Genomic DNA, 25108 nt, shown 5'->3' on the forward strand with positions numbered 1-25108 from the left:
GCTCCTTATGAAACATAGTGGCTTTAAAATCTATCTCCTGATATGGCTAGGAACTTTTATTTCGGAAATCGGAACAGGTATGACCTCTTTTGCACTAGGAATTTACATCTACCAGCTGACTGGTCAAGCTGCCTCTTCTGCCCTAGTCACCCTTTGTGCTTTTTTACCTGGTCTCTTAATGACTCCACTTGCAGGGATTCTAGCCGATCGTTATGACCGTCGTCTTCTAATGGCTCTGGGTGATGGTCTATCAGGTCTGGGAGTCCTCTGGATTTACTTTAGCTTACAGACTAGCCAACCCTCCCTACTAAACATTTGTCTTGGTGCTGCAATTAGTTCCGTATTCTCTGCTTTAGTGAACCCAGCTTTTCGAGCCACCATTTCCGACCTAGTTCCGAAGGACCAGATTTCCAAGGCAACCGGTCTGTCACAGATTAATGGCATTGCTCGTTACCTCATTTCTCCTAGTCTCGCTGGGCTGATCTTAGCTCAGGGGACAATCGGTCAGATCCTCTTAATTGATTTTTCAACTATTTTTGTGACGGTTATTTGCAGCCTGATCGCTCGCCGTCACATCAAAAGTCCGAGAAAGTCTACACCTCATCCTTTCTGGAGTGAATTTATACGGGGCTTTCAGATTATCCATGAAAAGAGAGGAATCTGGCTCTTGGTTCTACTAGGAACAGCTTTCTCTTTCTTTCTAGGCACTGTTGAGATTTTGCTTTCTCCTATGATTCTGGGCTTTGCCTCTAGTCAGGAAGTCGGCTGGACCATGGCCATTTCCAGTAGCGGTATGCTCCTTGGCGGACTTATCTTAGGAATCTTTTCCATTAAAAGTCATTTTCATTTGATTATTAGTCTGTCATTAGGTTTATTGGGAATCTTTATGGCAGGTATGGGCAGTAAAGAAAACCTAGTCTGGATTTGCTTTTTTGGCTTCTTACTGTTTATGTCTCTGCCTTTTGCGAATACGGCTATTGATTATTTGATTCGCTTAAATATAGATAAGAGCGAGCAAGGAAAAGCCTGGGGCACAATCGGAATCATCTCTCAGTTCGGTTACGTCATCGCCTATGCTAGTATGGGCTGGGTGGCCGATAGCTTCTTTAAACCACTCCTCCTACCTAAAGGAGCATTGACCACTTGGATCGGCTCCATCATCGGAATAGGAAGTGGCCGAGGTTATGGACTTCTTCTCATCCTTGCAGGATTTTGTATCAGTATTAGTGCACTCTTTCTCTACCGCCAACCCGCAATAAAGGAGCTAGAATACGTTTCTAAGATTAATCCAGAATGATATAAAAGATTCCCTCTTGAACGGGGGTCTCCTTTTTATGATATAATAGGATAAATACTGACAAACAAGGATGAAACTATGACACCGCAAGGATTTTACCAGCTATTGGGCCAGCAGGGGATCGAGCTGACCGACCGCCAGAAAGATCAGTTTGAGCGTTATTTTGAACTTCTAGTAGAATGGAATGAAAAAATCAATCTGACAGCTATCACCGAGAAAAATGAAGTCTATCTCAAGCATTTCTATGATTCAATTGCTCCCGTTTTGCAAGGCCTGATTGATAATCAAGAGCTTAAGCTATTGGATATCGGAGCCGGGGCCGGCTTTCCAAGTCTCCCTATGAAAATCATCTGCCCTCAGCTAGATGTGACTATCATTGACTCGCTCAATAAACGAATCAACTTCCTCAAACTGTTGGCAGAGGAGCTTGGCCTAGACAAGGTACATTTCTACCACGGCCGTGCAGAAGACTTTGCTCAGGACAAGGCCTTTCGAGCTCAATTTGACCTGGTCACTGCCCGTGCAGTCGCTCGCATGCAAGTCCTGTCTGAACTGACCATTCCCTATCTAAAAGTTGGCGGGAAATTGCTGGCGCTCAAGGCTTCCAACGCTCCTGAAGAACTGGACGAGGCAAAAAACGCCCTCAACTTACTCTTTAGCAAGGTCCAAGACAATCTCAGCTATGCCCTACCAAACGGCGACCCCCGCTTTATCACAGTGGTAGAAAAGAAGAAAGAAACCCCCAATAAATACCCCCGCAAAGCCGGCATGCCAAACAAAAGACCATTATAAGAAGAAAAGCAAGCAATTCAGAAATTGCCTGCTTTTTAAATGTCTCGTTGAGATTAGTTGAAAAAATCCGATGTACTAAAGAACTTCGTTACGCGATCGCTTTCGTATTTGATAGATGATCAAAAGCATCAAAAATGACAAGGTCTGAGCCAGAGTGATTCGAAGACTCAATAGCTGATCCACTCCACCTTTTGATAAAACGTGAAGGAGATTGACGACCGTGTTATTAACAAAATGAACGGCCATCCCCATATAAAGGCTGCCTGTCATCTTGGTCATAAGAGCAAACTGAAAGCCAATTAGAAAACTGGTGAGAATTAAAATCAAACTATTAATCCAGAAGCCTGTCAAACTCATTTCCCCATCGAGAAAACTTCTGAATGGTCCCATAATATGCCAAAAACCAAAAAGAAGATTGGACAAAAGAGCCGCCTTCAAAAAGCTGTATTTTCTTTCAAATACTTTTTGAAAAAGTCCACGGAAGATTCCTTCTTCCATAAGGACATTGATGAGATTGCCCGCCAGACAGATCAACAGAAAAAGAAAGCCCCTTTGTTGACCGATATTACCACTAACTGAATAAGCAGACACATAGAAATCAAGTCCTAAAAGATTGCCTTGACTCAGCAACAAAGTGATTTCTATCAGATAAGCTAAGGCAAAAAACAGACTCCCCCCAGACTAGACCAAAACTAACATAGGAGAACAAACCTTTTGTCCCAAAGCCGATTTGTTTTGAATTCAAACCGAAGAAATGCAAAGCCGGAATCAGTAGCATTAGCCCCAGAAACTTGTGGACAAATGATTCTCCCCAGAATGTCTGATCCGTCCTCAAAATCAGGTATTCTGCAATCCGTAGTATAAAGCAAATCAGATAAATGAACAAAATAAGCTGAATCTGTAACCTGTATTCTTCTTTAAGTCTCTTTTTTCCTATACCTTCTGTTCTCCATTTTCTATCTCCAAGGGTTATAAAATCGTCCATGGTTGACAAAGAATAAAACTAAACTAATCAACAAGAAAACTAGAGAAAGAGTAATAACAAGGACATCTAACTTAGTAAAGGCTTGGTAACTATACCAGGTTCTCTTTTTATTTTTTCCAAAACGGCGGAGTTCCATGGCTGTCGCAATCGTTTCGATTCGTTCTAAAGAGCTGAAAATCAAAGGAATAATAATCTGTAAATTCCCCTTGATTCTGTGGCTCAATTTGGCCTTGCTTGACAATTCTAAACCACGCGCCTCTTGTGACATCTTAATCAGATAAAACTCTTCTTGTAAATCTGGAATATAGCGGAGGGTAAGGCTGACAGAATAGGCGATTTTATAAGGAATACCAATCTGATTGAGACTGGAAGCAAATTGACTTGGATGTGTTGTCATTAGAAAAATAACTGCCAAAGGAATGGTACAGAGGTACTTCAAACATAGATTGAAGAGATAAAATAATTCCTGCAAGGAAACATTATAAATTCCGAAACCATTCAGCAGAACCGTACTGCTCCCATAAATATCCTGACCATACTGGGGCGCAAAGAGATAAACCATCAGTATATTGAGGATGGCAAAGACTCCTGCAAAAACCAAGACAAAACTAACATCACGTAGACGAATTCCTGACAAGCGAAACAGGGATAGAGACAGAATAGCAATCACTAGCAAAAGTCGCGTATCATAGCTAATCATGGCTGCTACAGACACAAGGATGAAAAATAATAATTTACTGGCACCTGACAGACTATGAACAAAGCCAGTTCCAGCATGATAACCAATGATTTTCTTATCTTGAAACATGGCTTGCTCCCTTCTCTTTCATATAAAACTCTGTCAAGGCTAGAGGGTCAACTCCCAACTTCTTGGCCAGAGTAAAAATTGAGGTTTCCTTCAGATTCGCTGCCTCAATCAAATCTTTATCAGTCAGTACTTGGGCAGGCGATTTGTCTGCCAAAAACTGCCCATCCACTATTACAATCGCACGGTCAGAATAATCCAGCATCAGCTGCATGTCATGGGTAATCATGATAATCGTATGCCCCTTTTGATTCAGCTCATCCAAGAAATTCATAATTTCCGTATAATTGCGCTGATCTTGGCCCGCCGTTGGCTCATCTAACAAGATCACTTCTGGCCCTAAGACCAAGATAGATGCTATGGTCACCCGCTTCTTTTGGCCGAAAGACAGGGCTGAAATAGGCCAATTCCTAAATTCATACAGGCCACAAGTCTTCAAAACTGCCAAGACCCGCTCTTCGATTTCCTCCTCTGGGAGACCTCGCAAGCGAAGGCCTAGGGCCACTTCATCAAAAATCATGGTTTCTGAAATCATCTGATTAGGATTTTGCAGCACATAGCCTATCCGTTCCGCTCGCTCCTTAATAGAATCACCCTTGATATCTTTTCCCTGCCAGCTGTAGGCACCCTCTGTCTGGATAAATTGACAGAAAGCCTTGGCTAGAGTGGACTTACCGGCCCCGTTCTTGCCGACAATAGCAATCCGTTCTCCCTTAGAAATCTCAAGAGAAATATCCTGCAAAACAGGTCGCTTGCCATAAGAAAAACTGATATGCTCAACGGAAAATAGGTTAGAATCCCTTTCTTGAGTCGCCTCTACAACAGCCTCTTTTGAAAATGGCAAAACTGGTAACTCTAGACTGGCCAGATCAGACAAATGATCCATCTCAGCTATATCGAGACCTAGCTGGCGCAAGGTGGTCAGATAGAGGGGCTCTCGTATTCCATTTTCAGCCAGTAAAGTTGTCTTCAGCAAAAGATCGGGGTGATCATCAAAGAGAATCCGACCATCATTGACCAAGACCAAACGGTCTACTGAGCGATAAAGGACATCCTCTAAACGGTGCTCGATAATAATAGTGGTCGTTCCAGCTTCCTTGTGAATCTGATCAATCAAATCAATTGCATCCTGACCAGATTTCGGATCTAAATTGGCTAACGGTTCATCAAAAAGCAAAATGGGACTCTCATCAATTAAGACACCTGCCAGGCTGACCCGCTGCTTTTGACCGCCAGACAAATCCTGAGGCCGATGCTGAAGTAAGTTCACCAAGTCTAATTTTTCCGCCCAATGCTGAACTTTTTCTTTCATGACGGGTAATTCAACCATGTCGTTTTCTAAAGCAAAAGCCAAGTCTTCCGCCACACTGAGGCCAATAAACTGACCATCTGTATCTTGTAGGACTGTACTGACTAAATTGGACTTGTCATAAATGCTAGACGCAAAGGCATCCTGTCCCTGAACCTTTAAGTGACCGCTAGCTTGGCCTTTATAGATATTAGGAATGATACCGTTTAGACACTGGCCCAGAGTTGACTTTCCTGACCCGGAAGGACCGACAATTAAGACCTTTTCGCCTTCATAAATGGTCAGATTAATCTCTTTTAAGGTCGGCTCCAGCTGGGCCTGATATTGAAAAGTGAAATTTTCAAACTGAATTATAGGTTGTTTCATTGTATTCTCATTATAAAGCTAGGGCGATTTGCACCGCCAGATTTGCTATCTTATCTTTTTCATCCAAGTCGGCATGATTGGACAGATTTCTCATATCCCATTTTTCCTCTGACAAATGGTCAGCAGCATAGAAAAATTGGCAGACAGTTACAGAACGAAAGGCTGCCAGAGCAGCAACAGCAGAACATTCCATATCGACGCAAATAGCTCCTGCTTCTTTTCTCCTTAAGAGTTTCTCTGCTGTCTCTCGGTAAATACCATCTGTGGTCCAAACCTTGCCCCGACTATGGGAAATGCCTCGTTCATCTAAAAATTCTAGCAGAAAATCCTGCAGACCATCATTCACCACAATTTCATCAGATGCTGCTTGGTAATGATAACTAGTCCCCTCATCTCGTATGGCAACTGTTGGCACAATGATGGAAGTCTCACTAATATCCTCGTCCAGCACGCCACAGGTGCCGAAGAGGACAAGCTTCTTCATTCCAAAAGCAATAAGATCTTCTAAAATGGCAACACAGGCCGAGGCCCCCACCGGAGCATTAAAAAAAGCTAGTTCCTGATCAGCCACAAAAACTCTGTATATCGGAATCTCTATATTGGCCATACTCGTTGTTGTGATAAGCTCATGATTAAAATTTTCCAAGAGTCTTTTGAAAGTTTCTCTAGCAAAGCAAGAAACTGCTACTGAAGGAAAATCGGAAATAGGCTCAATCAAATCTTCAGGATTGATAATGGCTTTGGGATTTTGGTCAAATTCTTCTAGTATCACGCCTACTCCTTTCACTTTCGCATTTGTTCTTTCTATTGTATCATAAAAAGCTTGGATCCTTCAGCTTTATCAATTAAATTCATGCATTAACAGAACAAAAGACGAATCTTTCCTTTCACAAAACTTAAAGTAAATCACTTCCTGCTAAAGGCTGATATGTTTACCTGTCTTTCGTGGTATAATAGAAAGACTAAAGCAAGCAAAGAGAGAGAATCATGACGAGTATTTATGAAGCTTACGAGCAGTACCTGCCTCTTATCCTAGAGGACTTTACTCAAAAAATCAAAACAGCCGCACTAGAGCACAAGAAAACAACTTCTTTCAAACTCTATGAACATTTCCATGCTCGTATTAAGACCGCTGACAGCATGGCTGAAAAATGCCAACGAAAAAATTTACCTCTGACTGCTGAATCGGCTCTCAAACAGATTCGGGATGCTATCGGCATTCGTATTATTACAGGATTTGTGGATGACATTTACCAAATTATTGACTTTATCCGTCAAATGCCTGGCATTCATATCTTCAAGGAAAAAGACTACATCAATCAAGTCAAACCTAATGGCTACCGCTCCTACCACCTCATTTTAGAAGTAGAGACCCCCTACCCTGACTGCTATGGCAAGACTCCAGGCAAGTACTTTATTGAGGTCCAACTACGAACCATTGCCATGGACTCCTGGGCAAGCCTTGAGCACCAGATGAAATACAAGCACGAGATCAAAAATCCAGAACGGATCGAGCGGGAACTAAAACGCTGTGCCGATGAACTCGCTTCCTGCGACTTGACCATGCAGACGATTCGCAATCTCATTCAAGAATCTAACGAAAGAGAGGACTAAGTTATGAGAATTTTGTTAGCTGAAGATGAAGCCCAACTCAACCGTGTTATCCTAGCTGCTCTTGAGCATGACGGCTATCAAGTTGATAGTGTCTTTAATGGCCAAGAGGCCTTAAACCTTGCTAATCAAAACACCTACAATGTTATTATTCTTGATATTATGATGCCCATCATGACTGGATTAGAGGCGCTCAAAGAAATCAGAGCAACTGGTAATACCACCCATGTCATTATGCTGACTGCCATGGCTGAGGTCGATGACCGAGTGAATGGACTAGATGCTGGGGCTGATGACTATCTGACCAAGCCCTTTTCTCTTAAAGAACTCTTGGCTCGCCTCCGCTCAATGGCTCGTCGAGCAGATAATTATAGTCCTGTTCAGCTCCAGATTGGCAATACCGAGCTTCGTCTAGACGAACAAGAACTTCGTGCTTCCAATAGTATCCGCTTAGCCGGAAAAGAGCTTAAACTTCTTCAATACTTCATGCAGAACTCAGATAAAGAACTAAGTCGTAGGCAAATCCTTGAACGAGTCTGGTCAGATGAAGAAACAGACCAAGAGCTTGCTTTTATTTATGTATCCTACCTTCGGCAAAAATTGAAAAGTGTCCATTCTAATTTAGAAATCCTTGGTGATGAAGCGGGCCCATTCCAACTTACTGAAAAGGCAGGTGAGGATCATGTTTCGTAAGCTCCAGCTTCGTTTTATCGGTCTTGCCACTCTGGTTGTCGCCTTAATCTTGGGAATGTTTTGGCTCTTGATTAACTCTGCTGTCTATGCTCAAACGGAGAGCAATATCCAAACTGTCTTGTCTGTACTAACAGATAATGACGGCCAATTACCCATGACAGAAGAAATTAAGCAAGACTTGACCGATAAAAACATCCAAGAAGGTATTATTTACAACTTCCAATATTTCTCTGCCAGCCAAACAAAGCAGGCTACCAGCATCAACCTAGGCAATATCCAATCACTCAGTGAAAATACTATTTATCAGATGGCTCAAAAGGCCTTAAAAACAGGTGGTAAATATGGCCAAATGCAAGCCAACAATCGCTACTTCTCCTACCAAATTAGTAGCAAAGGCCAAAAACTCCTAGTTGCCTTTTTAGAAACGACCAACTACAATCGTGAACGAAGTATTTTAGCTCAATTTTCTACCTGGATCGCCCTTGCGAGCCTCTTTTTCCTAACGCTCATTATCGCCTTAGTTTCAGGCATTGTTATCCGTCCCTACGTTAAAAATTATGAGAAACAACGTGTTTTTATCACCAATGCAGGACATGAGCTCAAAACGCCTCTAGCCATTATCGCAGCCAACACTGAACTGCAAGAGATGATGACAGGTGAAAACGAATGGACAGAAAGTACCAAGGCTCAAACGGAACGCTTAAACAAACTAATTGCCCGCTTGATCAGGCTGTCTCGGATGGAGGAACACGAAAATCTTGAGCAAACCAGCGTCAATCTCTCAGAATTGATTGAAAAAGTTGGGAAAGACCATTCATCCCTCATCCAGCAGGAAAACAAATATCTAGAACTAGACGTTCAGCCAGATTTAAAGGCTATGATGTCAGAAGATGAAGGCTACGAATTAATTAGCATTCTCTTGGATAATGCTCGTAAGTATTGCGATGATAAAGGAACGATTATGATTAAGGCCTACAATAACCGTCGATCCTTTAGACGCAAGATTCGCATTGAAATTTCAAATGACTATGCTGCTGGAACAAAGATTGATTACAAACGTTTCTTTGACCGCTTTTACCGAGCCGAAACTTCCCACAATAACCAAGCCGTTTCTGGCTATGGCATTGGTCTCTCCATGGCCCAACATCTAACCAGCCTCTTCAAAGGGAGAATCTGGGCTTCCTACAAAAAGGGCCGGATAACCTTTAACATTTCTCTCTAACATAACAAAAGGAATCTCCAATAAACTCAAAAAGCAATCTGAATAGAACAGATTGCTTTTCTTGATATGACAAGTTAACTGCTTGGAAGAAATTTTAGAGTATCTTATACAAGGCTTTGCTAAATGAATCGAGTAAAATGACCAAGTCTCTCTTACACAAACTCAGAACAGCTGTCAAAAAGATCCTTCATTTGGGCAAAAGTCATAGCAGGAACATAAATTTTCTCACCATCAAATACTTGAGCCATATCCTTAGGGAGCCTGTCCAAAAAATCTGAATAAGAAATTCTCTTATAAAAGAAGAACTTTTCAACATTATCTGGATCCGTATCATCACATCCCACAAGATTGCAACACCAGCTTAATTTTGATTCATCTATATACTCTACATCTTCCGGAGCTAGACTAAGTTCAAAGGGTAGAATCGTGTCAACACCAGCAGTTAGAGTATATACTCCTAAAATTTGTTGATTCTGCTCATTCCCATAAAATTTACTTTGCGCATCGTAAGCGTCGAGGTACTGTCTAAGTGTAAAGAAATCACTATAACTCTGAGCAGGATTATCCTCTTTCAGAAATTCTTCCACCATCTGAGGGTTCAGGGCAATTCTCCTGCGAACCCCATCTTGATACACTAAGGGATATCCTAACTTTAGAAAGTTCTCCAAGCCTAAGAGTATATCTTCTTGATATGGGAAAGCTAATACACTTGAGCTACTATATTCCCTGCCATGCTCATCATAAATACTAGTGCCCAGATAAGCTGATAGCTTAGAAACCAAAGTTAAGGCATACTCCCAATCAGCAAGTGTTGAAGGTGTCAAAATCCTCACATTATAAGTTTTATGAGTTTTGTCATATTCTAAGTCCATGTAACGGCCAGACTTAGCAGGAGCCCAACACTTCAACAAAGGAAGCTTATCCAAGCCAAGAGACAAAGAATCCTTCTGAGCAGGGTGAGGTTCAAGTCCGTCGACCAATCCAAGTAGATCACTGACCTTTATAACTTTCTGAAATCCTAGAAGACTTCGTTTATTCAAAACGGAAAATGTTATACTCATAAAATAATGCCCCTACCATATTTTAACTATATTATAGCATAAGTTACTATTGAAAAATAAGGAACTCAAACACCTTTTTTTAATGTTTCCCTTTAGCATAGTAGAACAAATTACGGGCATAGTCAAAAAGCAATCTGATTTCCTCAGACTGCTCTTTATTTATCAGAAAAAGGGTCTTGATCAGCCTTGTTTTGCCACACGTATTCTGCTTTTTTTGCCAATTCTTCTGCCAAGTCCTGCCCCCAAAAATCAGCTACAAAGCCCAAGGACATATCCATACCGGCCGAGACACCTGATGAAGTGTAGAACTTTCCATCTACGACCCAGCGAGCTTGATCTTGCCAAAGGACTTCTCTATCATGTGAAGCGACCCAAGACAAGGCAAGCTTGTTGCTAGTGGCTTTACGCCCCTTGAGTTGACCAATCTGAGCTAAAAGAGCTGCTCCTGTACAAATACTTAAGACCAACTCAGCTTGCTGGACAGCCTTTTCTAGCGAAGATAGGAAAATCTTATCTTCCACCATCTTTCTGACACCTTGACCACCAGGTAATAAGAGAAGAGAATTGGGAGGTAAGCTTTTAAAATTATCCGTCATGATTTGAAAACCTTGACGACTAGAAATCAGACCACCAGCAAGGGAGACATATTTCGTCTCTACATTGGGTAAAGTAGCTAAAAACTCTACTGGCCCCATCAAATCTAGGGTCTCAAAATCATCAAAAAGAAATGAAATAATCGTAATTGGTTGCTCTATTTTTAACATGGATCTCCCCCCATTTTCCATTGGTTCATAGCAGTCACTTACTCTACTTTCGGTAACGACCCAGTAGGAATAAAAGTACCACCAAACCAGTAACAAAGAAGACGACCCCTAGAATCAACTTGATAATGAAACCGACAAAATAGAATAAAAAGATCAAAGCTAAAAGAAATAGAAATATTAGAATTCCCATAAGATCACCTCTGGCTACTATTATACCTAAAATCACGAGATTGGGATAGTTTTTGCTTATTCTTAGCATGTCATAGTAAGGTAAAACTCATTTTTTATACTAGCGCAACTCTAATAATCTTCTAGACTCTCAATTAACGGGGTATCTAGTGCAAAAGTATATAAACATTTGTATTAAAAAAGAAGACAAGCTTGCTGAATCAAAATTTAGCTAGACTTTCTTCTTTATTATTTCTTTATTAAGTTTCAGACGATTGGCTCAACTCCTGATTGTAGGCCAAAGCTAACTTGATCCAGTAAGATAGTTCCTTTTGTGCTTCGACATCTAAATCAATATAGCCATGGTAAAGCCTGCCCTTCATTAACGTTACACTAGCACCATTTTTAGGTAGAACCTGCTTTTCCATTTCCTTACCGATGCGGACCATGACAAGCTCTTGACTTCTCGAACTCACAGTAACAGACATCTTACCTCGGACCATAAAAGCCAAGCCACCAAACATCTTCTTCTCTTCTACCTCTTCTTCAAAAACATGAAGAGGAAGTTCAGTAGCTAAAATGGCACGGACTTGCTGGGCTAAGGATTCACTATAAGCCATCCTTCGGCCTCATTTCATCACATCCCAGCCGATACCAAAACGGTCAATCAAGCGCCCATAAAACTCTGCGAAAGCTTGTTCCTCTAAAGGATAGAGAATTTGACCACCTTCAGCAAGCTTTGCAAAAAGTTCATCAGCTTCTTCTCTACTGTCTGGGCTCAGAACTAACCATTGATTGGGCTGATGATTGCTAGGAATAGATAGGTCGTTAAAAATGCCTACATCTTCACCATGCAGGGTTAAGTTTTCCGTATCTAAGGCAATCCAGGCAAGCTTATCCCGTTTTTCTGCAGGAAGGTCAGCTGGATCCATCATCTCACTGGCTCGGGCAAGTCCCTTTATCTCAGTCTGAAAAAGATCTGCATAAAAACGAAAAGCTTCTTCGGCCTGACCATTAAAACTTAAAAACACGTCTAATTTCATTATTGTTCCTCCAATTGTTTATAACTGAGAATAAATCTCTAGTATCAGTTTATCAATTAGGATAAAAATTTTCTTATTCTCAATTGCGCTTGTTTGGCTAGGGAACGCATGATTAAAACTGGAAGATTAACTGTAATAGGGGGATCGCTGGGCAAGGGCCTGCGCATGCTGATTTCCTCCTGATAGATGCTATCGCCTGAAAAAGTGAGAGGCTCATCGCTGCCCCAGCGAAAGTTATGCTTCAAGACATAGTTTTTAGTTAGGCGTAAATCCTCCAGCAATTCACAGGCCAAAAGATAGTAGTGGCCATCCGGTACATTTTCAAAAGTAAACTTTCTCTTCTGACTCAGTGCTACTCCGATAACTGGCTCTTCTTTGGGAATGCGGGTTTTAAAAAGCCCGACACAGCTAATACGTGGTTCATAGCCCTCAGGATAAGATAACTCTACGGTCAATCGATTGCCACTTTTACAGTCGGGATCCTGATGCAAGAAAGCTCCCTTCTCATCTAGCTGTTTAATCATGAAATCATAAGCCTTGGTTGATTCCTGATAATATTTTTTAGGCGAAAGTCCAGTATGCCGCTTAAAAGTATTAGAAAAACTGCCTAGACTATCATAACCAGCTTCCATAGATGTCTCAGTCACATTTTGCTGGCCTTCCACAATTTCCTGAATCCCTTTTTCCATCTTAAGAGCTTCCACATATTGCTTGATAGAAAAGCCCATCTTTTTCTTGAAAGTTCTGGATAGATGGGAAGGACTATAATGGAAATACTGAGCTAAATCGGTCAGACTCAGCTCTTCATCTGCATGCTGACGCAAATAGGCTGCCACTTTTTCCATGATAGCTTTAGACATAGACTTGCTCCTTTCCCATTTATTAAGCCCATTATATCACATCAAAAAGAAAGGACAAAAAATCAAAACCTGAATAAAGAAAAGCCAAGCTGCAAATAAATAATGAAAAAACTTTAGACATTTGAAACGTCTAAAGTTTTTGATCTTTACTATGAGATTACTGAGCTACCAATGTTTCCAAGCTTTCTCCAATCGCAGCCAAACGTTCCATCACTTCTGCCTGGCTCAGGTCGTTTTCAGCCACATAGCGGTTGCGAGGGTGAACACGGCATTCGTGAGAACAGCCACGGAGATACTTGTCTTCATTTTCTTCTGAAGTCAGGATGCGGCGGTTACACTCTGGATTGCCACAGTTGACATAGCGCTCGCAAGGAGTACCGTCAAACCAGTCTTTCCCAATCACAACTGGATCAACATGGTTGATATCAACGGATATACGCTCATCAAAGACATACATCTTGCCGTCCCAAAGCTCACCTTGAACTTCTGGATCCTTGCCGTAAGTCGCGATACCGCCATGAAGCTGACCGACATCCTTGTATCCTTCACGCACCATCCAGCCTGAGAATTTCTCACAGCGAACACCACCTGTACAGTAAACAACCACGCGCTTGTCCATGAACTTCTCTTTGTTATCACGGACCCATTGCGGCAATTCGCGGAAGTTGCGGATGTCTGGACGAATGGCTCCTCGGAAGTGACCTAGATCGTACTCGTAGTCGTTACGAGTGTCTAGGACGACAGTGTCCTCGTCCAAGAGTGCTTCCTTAAATTCCTTAGGTGACAGGTAAGCTCCTGTCGTCTCCAGCGGGTTGATGTCATTGTCAAAATCATTGTCTTCCAAGCCCAAGTGCACGATTTCTTTCTTGTAGCGAACAAACATTTTCTTGAAAGCTTGCTCATTTTCTTCGTCAATCTTGAACCAAAGGTCTTCCATGCCCGGAAGGCTGTGTACATAATCCATGTATTTTTGAGTGGTTTCATAATCACCGGAAACCGTTCCATTGATTCCCTCATCTGCCACCAAGATACGGCCTTTAAGACCAATAGATTTACAGAAGGCCAGATGATCAGCTGCAAATTTCTCAGCATTCTCAATCGGAACATATTTGTAGTAAAGTAGGACGCGAATATCTTTTGCCATAAGATTTCAACTCTCTTTTCTCTATAAAATTTTCTGAATTTTTAATTCATCTATTTATTATAACCTGATTGAAAAAACTGGGCAAAAAATTTGTTTGGAAAATAGCAGAGCTGAATTGCTAAACACTTCACTCCTCCTCAAGTTGGTTCAAATAGCGTTCAAAACGCTTCTTTTGATTCTTGCTTATAGCGTCTAAGAAAATATTAACCACCAGTATCAAGGGAAAGTGAATGACAAAAGTAATTAAAATAACAAATAGAAACATGGGGTGAAAAACATTATTATGATAAATAGCATGATTCAGTTGGAAATTCTGGCAGGCAATTAAAAGGGTCAGAAAGCCTGTTGCAGCCAGCACACCCCAGATAGTCAGACTGAAACTATTGTAATAATTACCTCCTAGATATTGAGCTCGACAGAGAAAATATAGAAATGCAATCGCAATCAGGATCAAGAATGGTTGATAGTGAATGGCTCCCGCATTCATAACCACCGATCCAACATATAATGCCAAACTACTAAACAGCAGGAAACTAAAAGCTTCCATGCCAGCCTTGTTAACAAGTTGCTCTTCACGTTCGTCTAAGATGTGACGGTGAATTAGTTTTATCTTCATTTTAAGCTCCTATACTTCCATTCCAAAAATACCAATTAACAACATGATAATGGCAGGAAGTCCATTATTAATCATGTGAACTGCAATACTAACTTCCAAGCGACGAGTTCGATAGGCCAGCAATGTCAAAATCACAGAAGAAACAGCATAAATCACAAAAGAGACGATATTGGTTGGCCCGTGAAAAAGCGCAAAGAGGAGGCCGCCTACGATATAGCCCCATCCCTCATAGCCTTTAAAGATTTTTAGTGGGAGGATTCCACGGAAGATAATTTCTTCTACAACAGGTGCTAAAACTCCAAGCATGATGGGTAACAAAATCCCATTTCCTCTTTGAAACTCCTCTATCAAAGACGCCTGATTAGCCGTCGTAACTTCTCCATTTAGCCACCGTAATAAAGCCGTTCCAAGGATAGATATAAGGAACATGCCTAAGATGCTAAGAAAAATTCGTTTCCCGTCTCCTTTTTGAAAGACTTTTCCAGACTGAGATAAAATTCCAATCTTCTTTGCTACCACAATAAAGACCAGTAAAGCGAGGAAGATCAGCAAAATACCTATGCCAATAGTCCACTGTTTTGAAATTTGATAAGTTTCTGCTTTCTGCTGAAATACCATAGGTAGCACATACAAGGCTAAGGCTAAGAAAGCACAACCACTCCACATCAATCTTTTCCAGCAAGTCATTCTTCATCCTCCAATTCCTGATCTAACTTTGCCTGACGTTTGCCGTTTAGGAAAAGACTAATCTTGTCCATGGTCAAGCTTCCAAACATAAAAAGAACCATTGCAAAAAGCATCTTAAGCAGATAGATCATACTCAGCATGCTAGCCATACTTTCTCGCTGTCCAAAGAAATCAATAGCCACAAGAATTAAAGCAAAAATAATTCCACTACCAACACGTTCTGCCCATTTTTCCTCTCTCACCATATCACGAACATCAATGCCTAGGCTTAAGCGACGAAGCAAAGCATAGAGACCTACTAGGATAAGGAGAATCCCTTCTGGCAGATAAGCTAGCAAGCTTAGACGGAGAATATAGACTTTGAAAAACACAGATATAGCTAAGAAGAAAAACATTCCTAACACTAACTCTCCTGCAACTTTTCCGTCCAATTTCTCTATTCGTTCATCTTTAAAGATCTCTTGTTTAACCTTAGATTTCATATATATTTTCCTCTTTTGCTTAAAATTTCATCCCAATTTAATCTTTATGCAAAAATTGCTCTTCAACTATTGCTGGTCATTTCTTTCACATTTTTCGGCTCGGGCTAAAAATGTCCCCCGGACATTCCCTCGCTTTCGTGTTTTTCGGCTCAGGCTAAAAATATCCCCCGGACATTTTTACTCCCAAAACAATTGATCCAGCGTTTTATCGAGACATTTGCAAATCGCTATGCATAAACTGAGACTGGGATTATACTTACCTGCCTCAATCAAGCCAATGGTCTGGCGGGTCACTCCGATAGCATCTGCCAAGTCGCCCTGAGTCATATCATGCTCCACTCGCGCCATCTTTAGCTTAAGATTTTTTGCCATGATCATCGTCCTTATCATTTTTCTTCTTAGTTGCTATGCTTAAAAGTGCACAACCAATTGTAACATCACAGCCAGCAAAAATAAGAAAAGTATCATTTTGATTGTTCAGTCCTATAACCAAAAAAATTACACCCAAAACAAGCCAAATAAGTGGTGAATATATATTTTTGATGTTTTTCATATCGGTTCTCCCTTCATTTTTATAAGTCTATTATACAATATATTTTTTAAAATGCAATATATAAATTGCAAAAAGTATTTTATTTTTAACAAAAAAGACCGAGGGAAATCTCGGTCTTTTTATTCTTATCGCGTGATTTAATCTTTTTTAAGGCTGCCACTCTTTGTCTGAGTACGTGCATAGGCAATTAAAAGTATGGTTCCGGCAACTGCAACAGTCAGACCATTGGCAAGGGTTGCGACAACACCTTGTGCAAAGACCTTATTGCTTGGTTCATTATAGATCAAGATATCTCCAAGTGGAGCGATGACTACCCAAACCAAGGCATTAGCCACAAACTGAGCCACATTAAATGTAATGATATCTCTTGATTCAAATACTCCCTGAGCCACACGGAGGTAGTTCTTAAGTAATCCGACTACAAATCCAAACAAACCACTAGCCAAGATCCAAGTCCACCAAGGGTTTCCAGATTGGATGGAGTCTTTTAGGGCATGGCCAATAAATCCTGTTAAGAAACCAACGATTGGACCAAAAACAACGCCAAACAAAGCTTGGACAGCATATTGCAACTGAATGCTAGTGTTTGGAACAGGCGTTGGAATGCTGACCATCCCAATCACAACGAAGAGTGCTGCACCAATACCAGTTGCCACGACTTCTTTAATCGTAAAAGTTGTATCAAATATTTTTTTCATGTTTATCTCCTCTTTACAAATCACTAATTTTCAATACGCTTGATTTCAATATGCCACTGGGCACCCACACCAACATTGTAGGCTTTGGCAAAAGAACCTTGGTTGATTGCTAGACCAACCCGATAGAGCGAATTGATATAAATAATCGGCTGACCAATGCGAACATCCGCAAAGGACTTCCCATAGGTCACTTGATTTTGGTAAACCAACATATCGTTATTGTAGATCGTTACCTCAAAGCGTTCTCCAAACTGAGGTTCTAATTCTTGGAATTCTTCGCGAGTAATAGAAGTCCAAAGAGATCCAAATCGAACGTCTAGAATATCGATAGCCCCGCTGACAGAACCTTCGCCAAAGGTGGTCTCCACAACTGGAATCTCGACGATGCCATCCACGCTTAATTCTGGTCCTACTTCTTCAAAAGTGATGTGGCCACTAGCCAATTTAGCTCCTGTGTAGGCATAGACATCACGACCATGGAAGGTATAGGAATGTTCAGTATTCTTTCGACGATTTTCGACTTCAGAAATTTCCCGAATAGCTACAATACCAACGTGTTTCTTAATGAAAGACAAGGTTCCATTGTCTGGAGTAACAATGTATTGGTTTTGCGCTGTTTTTGCAACTACGCTCTTCCGCTTAGAGCCGACACCCGGATCAACCACTGAAACAAAGGTTGTCCCTTCTGGCCAGTAGTTGACCGTTTGAAAAAGACGATAGCTACCTTCAAAAATATTATAAGGCGTAATGTCGTGTGTTAAATGGTGAATCTTTAACGTAGCTGACTCCTCCAGAGCCACACCAATCATCGCTGATACTGCACCATCCACAAGACCAAAATCCGATTGCAATACAAGTAAATTGTTCATGTATTCTCCCTCTTATAGTCCTGAACTTTAACCTACTTATCTACTATTCTATCAGTCTAATCAACTCTAGAAATACAAAAATAGCAAAGCCAGAAGCCACATTACTGTTCTTCAATCATACCAAAAATAGGAGGGGAAATCTAGATAAACAACTGTAAAAGCTATAGTTTTTTTGTATAGCGAGTAATTAATTTAAGGTAAGAAAGTAATCAGCTGTCTTCTCAAGCAGTTCTTCATCATGAGAAATGAGCAGAATAATTTTTCCCTGCTCTTTTAATGCCTTCAGTAAGTCAGCTACTTGTAACATTTGCTGATAATCTAAACCTGAACTAGGTTCGTCAAAGATAAACACTCTTTTTTTAGTAAGGACTTGACTAGCTATGACTAGCCGTTGCATCTCTCCACCTGATAGGGTCATTGGATGCCTTTCTTCTAAGCCTTTTAATCCTAAGTTTTCTAAGATATTTGATGCATCAACGACTTTTTTCAAACCCAAGGTCAACTCCTTTTGGACACTATCTGAAAAGAGCTGAAGAGCAACCTATTGCAGAACAAAAGCAGTTTGTTTCAGACGATCATGAGCTGACAGAGCATGTCCATTTAAATAAAAATCCGCTTCTTCATCGTCTAATAAACCGGCCAGATAAAAAGCTAGAGTTGATTTACCTCTCCCATTATGTCCCACAAGGGCTGTAATCGCACCTGACTTGAAGTTGGCTTCTTCAAGAAAACTCAATTCCTGGTCCCCTGCCTGTAAGCAAAGATTTTTTATGGTCAAATCCCCCGTCAGTGGTGAAGGAGCAATTTGCTTCTTTGCCTCAAGTTTAGAAATAGAGCTAGATAGATCCTGACTTCGAAGCCCTAAATCATGTCGTTCTGTTTCCGTTAAGCTATCAAACTCCTTTTTTGAATAATCTCTTTTAAGAACACCTTGATCAAAATAAAGATAGCGGTCAGCCAAGTCCTTTAAATAATCCAAGCGATGCTCCGCTATAAGAATCGTTTTCCCTTCTTGTTTTAAGATAGAAAGATAACTAGCTACTTGCTCAATCCCTGACCTGTCCAAATTAGCTGTCGGTTCATCTAAAACCAAGATATCTGTATCCTGCATTAGGGCCGTTAAAAGGGCAATTCTCTGCTTTTCTCCACCTGATAAAGTAGAAAGATCACGTTCAAGATAGTCTTCTAAAGCAAAGTCAGCAGTTAATTTTTCTAATTTATTCAAAATTCCTGCTGCTGACTGACCATGATTTTCACCAGGCAAAACTAATTCATGCTTAACGTATTTATGAAAAAACTGACTAGAGGGATTCTGAAAAACTGAAGCAACTTGTTTAGAACATTCTTCAACCATCTGTTTTCCTGCTAACTGATTGGCTATTTCTAATTGACCTTCTAATTTTCCCTCATAGTAATCTGGAATTAAGCCATTAATTAATCTTAAGAAGGTTGATTTGCCACTCCCACTCTTGCCACATAAGACGACCAACTGGCCTGATAAGATTTGTAAATCTTCAACCAGCAAGCTACTAGCTCTGCTATTTTCATAAGTAAAACGAAAGCCGGTCGCAGCAATCAGCCTCTTATCATCCACAAGGTCATGATAAACATCCATGCACAGGTACTCCAATCTGCTAAATTAAAGGTTGATGAAAAAGTTTCTGTCGGTCTTTTTCCTAGTGCTAATCCTTTGGTAAGGCTAGCTATGGTCAACGCTTGAACCGTTCGCATGAGTGACATGAGTAGCGGTACCAGGAGATACTCAAAGTAGGTCACTGGACGAAAGATAAAATCCCTTTTTCTAAGGAAAATCCCTCGAAGACGTAAACTTATATGAATCGTTTTCGCATCTGCTGGTATAGCTGGCAAAAATCGCATCATTACTCCTAAGGTTAAAAGAAAAGATTCCGGTAGATGCCATTTTCTGAGGCCATGAACCAGGTCGTAGGCTGTAGCAGTTGTCAAAAGCAAACTCCCAGCCATAAAAGAAGGAAGCATAAAACGTCCAGCCGTGAGCAGAGTTACGAAATTTCGTATCAGTTGAAAAGAAAAGAAATCAGTTAGATAAGCATCTAGAGTCCAAAAAAGGACAAAGGCCAATAAACTATAGACGGCAATCTTACCTTTTTCAGCAAAGTATAAGAGCATCGCCAAGCCTGAAACGATTATCAGTTCAAGCCAGCCGGATACTCTAAAAAGAAAGGCCAGATTGGCAAATAAAACCAAAAGGACCTTGCTTCGTACATCTAATTTCATGAGACCATCCCTGACTTTATAAAGTGCTTCTTGACCATATATTGACCAAATAGTCCCCCTATAATAGCGGCAATAACAACCATAATTAAAAAAGCAAGAACCACTTGTGGATTTACAGGAACCATGACCCGGTCAATATACTCTTGAGTTTTACCACGCGCTAGCAAACTTTGAACATAAGTCTCCCGAGCTAGCCACATCATAATAATCGGACCTGAATTAGCAAAGGAGAAAAGGACAAAGGACGCTAAACTTAGCCATTTATTTTGATAATTTCCTTGTTTGGCTAACAAATCAGCTAGAAAGCCAAAAATCAAGCCTGGCAAAAAGGCCACAAAGAAATGGCCAGATAAGAAGAAAAATCCTCCCATCACGATTCCCAAGAGACTGATAGCTCCGAATTTTTTGATCTTGCTTTGTAGAAGCATGTAAACCGTCCCACCAAAGATTGCTGCTCCAGCTGGGGCATAGAACATATTCCCTGACCGGTCGAAAATCAGACCAACCAGGACTCCTAAACCGACGCATAGAAAATAGAGGGCTGCAAAAGCACCTGTCATCACAAGGTCTTTTACTTGTAGACCTTTTCTCATCCTTTTATCCTCCTTACTTGAGAATGATTTAATTCATAAACCTCATCTGCAAAAGCAACCGTTGACAAGCGATGGGAGATGAGAAAGACCATGCCACGGCATTCTTCTTTGACAATAGATAGGAATGTCGCTTCATTAAGAGAATCGAGATTGCTGGTGGGTTCATCAAAAATATAACAATCTGCCTCCTTAAGCAGGGCTCGCATCAGCTCCAAACGCTGGGCTTCACCAGCAGAAAAAGTTGTTTCTCCATCAATTACAGTATCTAGCCCCTCTGGCAAGTGCTCTAAACGCTCCTTAAGACGACATTTAGTTGCCAAGGTCCAGATCGCCTCATCACTGATATCAGTTCGGCCCAAGACTAGATTTTCCCGAAGGCTTTTATAGAAAAGCTGAGCAACTTGGGGAACATAAGCGAAAGAGCCTTGTAAATGCTGGCGTTGGAAGGTTTGATGATCCTGTCCAGACAGCAAAACCTGTCCTGCCTTAGGATCATACCAGCGCATGATAATTTTCATGAGAGTAGATTTTCCTGTTCCACTTCCACCTACAATACCAATTATTCTGCCTTTCTCAAATCGTGCTGACAAACCTTGAAAAAGTCCTTGCTCTCGCCCCTCATAATCAAAGTTTAAATGATTAACATCAACTGATTCGATCCTGACATCAGTCTTCAAACCACCGCTATCTGCCTCTGGCTCATCCAAGAGCGAAAAGACCTGCCGACTGGCATTCATTGCTCTTTTAAAACCTAGAGGCAGTCGCCCTAATTCCAGAAATGGAGCAAAAGAGCTTGAAAAAGCTACTAGAGCTAGGCCTGCTTGAGTCAGATCAATATCACCTTGATTAAGTTGGAAGAGAGACAAGATGGCAAAGCCCATAACAGATAAGCCCACCACTAAAAAGGTTAGAGCTTGTTCAAAAAATTGCTTCTGAGCAACCTGTCTTTCTACGCTATTTAAGTTTTTACTTTTTTGTTCTAAACAAGCAAAACGTTTTGAAGTTTGTCCGAGCTGGGACAAATCATGTATTGCCTTCAGGCTCTCCAAGAAATAAGAAATGTATCTTGTCCGATCATCCGCTTGTTTTGATAAGAGTTTTTGTAAATGTCGAGCAAAATTTTGAGGCAAGACCACGGCTAAAAGCAGGTAAGTCAGCAAAGCCAGAAAACCTAGAGCTGGGGATATCCTAGAGAGAAAGACCCACATAATGAAAGCAGAGATAAGCCCTGTACAAACTGGTGCAACTGTATGGGCAAAAAAGACTTCAATTGCTTCAATATCCTCCCCGATCATTTTTAATAAGCTCCCACTATCTTGTAGGTCTAACTTAGCAGGTGCAAGACGTCGTAGTTTAGCAAAGACAAGCTTTCGCAGATCCGCTAGGGAATGAAAGGCCACATAATGGCCAAAATAATGTTCTCCATAGCGACAAAGTCCTCGGGCCAAGGCCAAACCTAAAAGAAGAAACAGAAAACCTAGAGACGGAGCTTGCCCTCCTACAGCCCGAAATCCTTGATTTACCAATAAAACAGGAATCGCGACTGAAACTGTAAAGCCTGAAACTGCAAAAATAACAGCTAATCCTAGAGCAGGCAATAGATGCTTCATGATCTGAAAAAGCCTGAAAAGGAGTTGCTTGCTTGGATAAGTTCTTTTAGCTTCCATGAATTCTCTCCTCCAGCTCTCTTTGTCTATCCACTAAAGTTCTGTACTCCTGATTCTCCCAGTAAAGCTTGGTCGGACTAGCCAAAACCGTTCCCTCTTTGCTCATAAAAAGAACTTGGTCAGCCTCTGCTACCCGCTTCATTTTATGAGTAATCTCGATGACAAGGGCTTCTTTAGAAAGCACGTTTAGCAGTTCATAAATAAGGTCTTCATTCTCCTTATCAACACTAGAAGTAATTTCATCAAAGATATAGAGCGATTTTTGAGCAAGAATTGCCCGGGCACAAATCACTTGCTGTCTTTGACCTGGTGACAGCTGGTTGCCATCTTCACCAACAAGGGTATCTAGACCCTCAGGTAAATTTTCAATAAAAGATAAAAGCTTCTTCTCGGTCAGCCATTGCTGAATTTTCTCCCGACTCCAATCCCTTGCCAACTGCAAGTTCTCTAAAATACTGGTATTCAAAAGAAAGCTGTTTGACGACACATACATCATCTCTTTGTAGAGAGCTGATTGTGCCAAATTTTCATTGGAAGTCTCTCCAAAGAATATCTGGCCTTGCTCGGGTTCCAATTTCCCTAGTAGAATCTTGCCCAAGGTCGTCTTACCACGCCCGCTTTCCCCAGCAATAGTAAATACTTGGCCTACTTCTACGTTAAAAGAGACCCTATCCAAAATCTTTTTGTCCCCATAGGAGAAGGACAAATCCTGCACACTCAAGTGCTGAAATGGTGCCAAATCTTGTTTTGTTTCTACTTTAGTCTCTTGGACCGAATCCAAAAAACTAAAAATCCTATCTGCCATCTTGGTATTCATCATTACCAAATGCATACCGTAGCCTGCTTCTCGAATCGGAGTAAAAAATTCTGTTGCAATTAAGACAAAATAAATCATGCTAAACAAGGACAATTGCCCAGCGGCCAGCCAGGAAAGGGCTAAAAAACCTGACAGGCCGATTCCCAAATACATAACAGCATCCATATAGCCCACTGATTGTAGTTGAAAACCAAGCAGTTCCATAGTGGCATCGCGAAAATCTTCGGCCTGCTCCGCAAATTCCTGCTCGTATTTCTCATCAGCCTGATAAGAATACAATGTGTTTAACCCCTTTAAATCATCCAGAAAAAGGTTGCCCACATCCATATAAGAGCCCCAATAGCGATTCATTATCCTACGCGATCGCTTCTGCATCAGGATGATAGACACAGGAATGAAAGGCAAGGATAATATAAAAATTAAACCACCCAAGGGAAAGAGCCAAAAGACTAAGATAAGGACTGTTAAACAGTTAAAATAGGTTCGTAGATTTAAGGATAGATAGTAGGAATAGTAGGTATCCAAGCTATCAATTCCCTGAGCAGCAACTGTTAGAATATCCGCTGCAGTTCGGCTATCTTGAAACTCACCGTCCTTAGCAACAAAAGCCTGAAAGAATTCTCTCTTTAGCTTGTTTCGTGCAAACTGAGAGGCTAAGCCTTGAAACTTTTTGGCAAATAAAGCAATTCCAAATCCTAAACCGTTTAAGGCTAGCAAATAAAGAAAAAGAGTGTATAAGTCAAGCTGTTTTCCTTCGTAGAACTCTGTCAATGCTTGAGCAATCAAAGCAAAACTAGTAATTCTCGTTAAAAATTGAATCCATGATAAAAAAGCAGCCAGATAAATCATGCCCTTCTTTGGTTGAATTTGCTCTTTCAAGCGAGCTAATAGCTGTTTTTTCCTGCTTCTTGAGATCTTTTCCTCTTCTTGAGCCATAGCTTTCCCTTTCCGTAGGTTTTTTCTCCTTATTATAACATTCACAAAGTTGAATGTAAATTAAATTTTCAGAATATTTAATCAAAGAACAAGCTAGCCAAAGTGGCTAGCAAATTAACTTCTATTTATGACTTAATTTTTTAGTCAAAAAGTCTCCTGCAAATTGAATCGTAAAGATGATAGCTACAATGACAACCGTCGCAAGAATGGTAACGTCATTATTATACCGGTTAAAACCATAAGCAATCGCTACATTACCGATACCCCCTGCACCGACTGCACCCGCCATAGCAGTTTCACCAATCAAAGAAATCAAAGTGACTGTCGTTACACGGATTAAATCTGGTAGACCTTCAATAAGATAGACACCAATAATATCCCATAAAGTTGCACCACTAGCCTGGGCTGCTTCAATCACTCCACCGTCCAACTCAGATAAAACCACCTGAACTTGACGAGCAAAAAAGGCATAAACGGCAAATGAAAGTGGCACAATAGCAGCGTTTGGTCCAATTCCTGTCCCAACAATCAAGTGAGAAAAAGGTGATAGGACAGCCAACAAAATGATAAAAGGAATCGCACGGAAGATAGAAGTCACTTTATCCAAAATCCAGAAAGCCACCTTATTTTCCAGAACCCCACCTGGCTTGGTTAATACAAGAAAAAGTCCAGTTATCAAGCCAAAGAAACCACCAATCAAGAAAGAGATTACTGTCATATAAAGGGTCGTATAAATAGCTGTTCCCCAGCCTGCTTGACCAGTCCAGCCCATCCTATATACATTTGGCAAATAAGTTTCGATTAATTTCAGCAT

27 protein-coding genes and 2 pseudogenes are annotated in these 25108 nt (G+C 40.9%); 5 read left to right on the plus strand and 24 right to left on the minus strand.

Translation table 11 applies throughout. The features are described 5' to 3' along the window. The first annotated feature begins 7 nt into the window (after positions 1-7). Positions 8-1297: an MFS transporter gene (locus tag O3640_RS00575; RefSeq protein ID WP_125367301.1), complete on the plus strand. Its 1290-nt coding sequence runs from the start codon at positions 8-10 to the stop codon at positions 1295-1297. Between the two features lie 78 nt (positions 1298-1375). Then, the gene (rsmG, locus tag O3640_RS00580; protein ID WP_125367302.1) at positions 1376-2089 is read left to right on the plus strand and encodes a 16S rRNA (guanine(527)-N(7))-methyltransferase RsmG; all 714 of its coding nucleotides are present in this window, start codon (positions 1376-1378) and stop codon (positions 2087-2089) included. 75 nt (positions 2090-2164) lie between these two features. On the opposite strand, the gene O3640_RS00585 is transcribed toward rsmG, so the two are convergent. The 5 genes and pseudogenes from O3640_RS00585 to O3640_RS00605 form a co-directional block, all read right to left on the minus strand. After that, complete coding sequence (locus tag O3640_RS00585; protein WP_227221209.1) at positions 2165-2722, minus strand: CPBP family intramembrane glutamic endopeptidase; 558 nt, start codon at positions 2720-2722, stop codon at positions 2165-2167. Between the two features lie 323 nt (positions 2723-3045). Then, positions 3046-3882 carry an energy-coupling factor transporter transmembrane protein EcfT gene (locus O3640_RS00590; RefSeq protein ID WP_268723005.1) on the minus strand — a complete coding sequence of 279 codons (837 nt, stop codon included), beginning with the start codon at positions 3880-3882 and terminating at the stop codon, positions 3046-3048. After that, complete coding sequence (locus O3640_RS00595; RefSeq protein ID WP_371586650.1) at positions 3869-4723, minus strand: energy-coupling factor ABC transporter ATP-binding protein; 855 nt, start codon at positions 4721-4723, stop codon at positions 3869-3871. Before O3640_RS00595 ends, O3640_RS00590 begins: the two co-directional genes overlap by 14 nt. Further along, positions 4703-5554, minus strand: a pseudogene (locus tag O3640_RS00600) (DUF3744 domain-containing protein); the annotation flags it as partial. The gene O3640_RS00595 and the pseudogene O3640_RS00600, both read right to left, overlap by 21 nt. Before the next feature lie 10 nt (positions 5555-5564). Next, a complete protein-coding gene (locus O3640_RS00605; protein ID WP_125367305.1) occupies positions 5565-6326 on the minus strand; it encodes a nucleoside phosphorylase in 762 nt (253 codons plus the stop codon). A gap of 215 nt (positions 6327-6541) precedes the next feature. Between O3640_RS00605 and O3640_RS00610 the strand changes: the two genes are divergently transcribed. Genes O3640_RS00610 through O3640_RS00620 form a run of 3 tightly spaced genes read left to right on the plus strand, consistent with a single transcriptional unit; the run spans position 6542 to position 9080 of the window. Further along, positions 6542-7168, plus strand: a complete 627-nt coding sequence (locus tag O3640_RS00610; protein WP_125367306.1) for a GTP pyrophosphokinase family protein — start codon at positions 6542-6544, stop codon at positions 7166-7168. A 3-nt stretch (positions 7169-7171) separates the two neighbouring features. Further along, a complete protein-coding gene (locus tag O3640_RS00615; RefSeq protein WP_125367307.1) occupies positions 7172-7858 on the plus strand; it encodes a response regulator transcription factor in 687 nt (228 codons plus the stop codon). Continuing rightward, entirely contained in the window at positions 7848-9080 is a 1233-nt protein-coding gene (locus O3640_RS00620; protein ID WP_125367308.1) for a cell wall metabolism sensor histidine kinase WalK, read from the plus strand. The genes O3640_RS00615 and O3640_RS00620 overlap by 11 nt, the downstream gene beginning before the upstream one ends. 152 nt (positions 9081-9232) lie before the next feature. On the opposite strand, the gene O3640_RS00625 is transcribed toward O3640_RS00620, so the two are convergent. From O3640_RS00625 to O3640_RS00715, 19 genes and pseudogenes are all read right to left on the minus strand, one after another. Beyond that, the gene (locus O3640_RS00625) at positions 9233-10141 is read right to left on the minus strand and encodes a DUF4299 family protein (RefSeq protein WP_125367309.1); all 909 of its coding nucleotides are present in this window, start codon (positions 10139-10141) and stop codon (positions 9233-9235) included. Between the two features lie 155 nt (positions 10142-10296). Further along, on the minus strand, positions 10297-10905 hold the full coding sequence (locus O3640_RS00630) for a DJ-1/PfpI family protein (RefSeq protein ID WP_061600207.1): 609 nt from the start codon (positions 10903-10905) through the stop codon (positions 10297-10299). A gap of 428 nt (positions 10906-11333) precedes the next feature. Continuing rightward, entirely contained in the window at positions 11334-11693 is a 360-nt protein-coding gene (locus O3640_RS00635) for a TfoX/Sxy family protein (protein ID WP_125367310.1), read from the minus strand. A gap of 9 nt (positions 11694-11702) precedes the next feature. Next, on the minus strand, positions 11703-12116 hold the full coding sequence (locus O3640_RS00640; RefSeq protein WP_125367311.1) for a VOC family protein: 414 nt from the start codon (positions 12114-12116) through the stop codon (positions 11703-11705). A 56-nt stretch (positions 12117-12172) separates the two neighbouring features. Continuing rightward, a complete protein-coding gene (locus tag O3640_RS00645; RefSeq protein WP_268723007.1) occupies positions 12173-12976 on the minus strand; it encodes a helix-turn-helix transcriptional regulator in 804 nt (267 codons plus the stop codon). Between the two features lie 157 nt (positions 12977-13133). Continuing rightward, entirely contained in the window at positions 13134-14120 is a 987-nt protein-coding gene (locus O3640_RS00650) for a rhodanese-related sulfurtransferase (RefSeq protein ID WP_061596110.1), read from the minus strand. A gap of 127 nt (positions 14121-14247) precedes the next feature. Further along, entirely contained in the window at positions 14248-14736 is a 489-nt protein-coding gene (locus O3640_RS00655; RefSeq protein WP_061596111.1) for a DUF6773 family protein, read from the minus strand. A 9-nt stretch (positions 14737-14745) separates the two neighbouring features. Continuing rightward, the gene (locus O3640_RS00660) at positions 14746-15423 is read right to left on the minus strand and encodes a CPBP family intramembrane glutamic endopeptidase (protein ID WP_061596112.1); all 678 of its coding nucleotides are present in this window, start codon (positions 15421-15423) and stop codon (positions 14746-14748) included. Next, positions 15420-15905, minus strand: coding sequence for a DUF6773 family protein (locus O3640_RS00665; protein ID WP_061596113.1), 486 nt, complete (start codon positions 15903-15905; stop codon positions 15420-15422). Before O3640_RS00665 ends, O3640_RS00660 begins: the two co-directional genes overlap by 4 nt. A 177-nt stretch (positions 15906-16082) precedes the next feature. Next, the gene (locus O3640_RS00670) at positions 16083-16277 is read right to left on the minus strand and encodes a helix-turn-helix transcriptional regulator (protein WP_045505738.1); all 195 of its coding nucleotides are present in this window, start codon (positions 16275-16277) and stop codon (positions 16083-16085) included. Beyond that, positions 16261-16458, minus strand: coding sequence for a hypothetical protein (locus O3640_RS00675; RefSeq protein WP_061596114.1), 198 nt, complete (start codon positions 16456-16458; stop codon positions 16261-16263). Before O3640_RS00675 ends, O3640_RS00670 begins: the two co-directional genes overlap by 17 nt. Before the next feature lie 137 nt (positions 16459-16595). Then, on the minus strand, positions 16596-17156 hold the full coding sequence (locus O3640_RS00680) for an ECF-type riboflavin transporter substrate-binding protein (RefSeq protein WP_268723009.1): 561 nt from the start codon (positions 17154-17156) through the stop codon (positions 16596-16598). A 23-nt stretch (positions 17157-17179) separates the two neighbouring features. Beyond that, positions 17180-18025: an S-adenosyl-l-methionine hydroxide adenosyltransferase family protein gene (locus O3640_RS00685; RefSeq protein WP_223348969.1), complete on the minus strand. Its 846-nt coding sequence runs from the start codon at positions 18023-18025 to the stop codon at positions 17180-17182. Positions 18026-18212: 187 nt separating this feature from the next. Continuing rightward, a pseudogene (locus O3640_RS00690) lies at positions 18213-19640 on the minus strand (ATP-binding cassette domain-containing protein). After that, a complete protein-coding gene (locus tag O3640_RS00695; RefSeq protein WP_268723010.1) occupies positions 19601-20281 on the minus strand; it encodes an energy-coupling factor transporter transmembrane component T in 681 nt (226 codons plus the stop codon). Before O3640_RS00695 ends, O3640_RS00690 begins: the two are co-directional and overlap by 40 nt. After that, positions 20278-20874: an MptD family putative ECF transporter S component gene (locus O3640_RS00700; protein WP_268723011.1), complete on the minus strand. Its 597-nt coding sequence runs from the start codon at positions 20872-20874 to the stop codon at positions 20278-20280. The genes O3640_RS00695 and O3640_RS00700 overlap by 4 nt, the downstream gene beginning before the upstream one ends. Continuing rightward, entirely contained in the window at positions 20871-22541 is a 1671-nt protein-coding gene (locus O3640_RS00705; protein WP_268723012.1) for an amino acid ABC transporter ATP-binding/permease protein, read from the minus strand. The genes O3640_RS00700 and O3640_RS00705 overlap by 4 nt, the downstream gene beginning before the upstream one ends. Then, positions 22531-24294 carry an ABC transporter ATP-binding protein/permease gene (locus tag O3640_RS00710; RefSeq protein ID WP_268723013.1) on the minus strand — a complete coding sequence of 588 codons (1764 nt, stop codon included), beginning with the start codon at positions 24292-24294 and terminating at the stop codon, positions 22531-22533. The genes O3640_RS00705 and O3640_RS00710 overlap by 11 nt, the downstream gene beginning before the upstream one ends. Positions 24295-24415: 121 nt before the next feature. Next, positions 24416-25108: a methionine ABC transporter permease gene (locus tag O3640_RS00715; RefSeq protein WP_268723014.1), complete on the minus strand. Its 693-nt coding sequence runs from the start codon at positions 25106-25108 to the stop codon at positions 24416-24418.

Source organism: Streptococcus sp. 27098_8_75 (genome assembly GCF_041432475.1).
In the GTDB taxonomy this organism is placed as follows: domain Bacteria; phylum Bacillota; class Bacilli; order Lactobacillales; family Streptococcaceae; genus Streptococcus; species Streptococcus gordonii.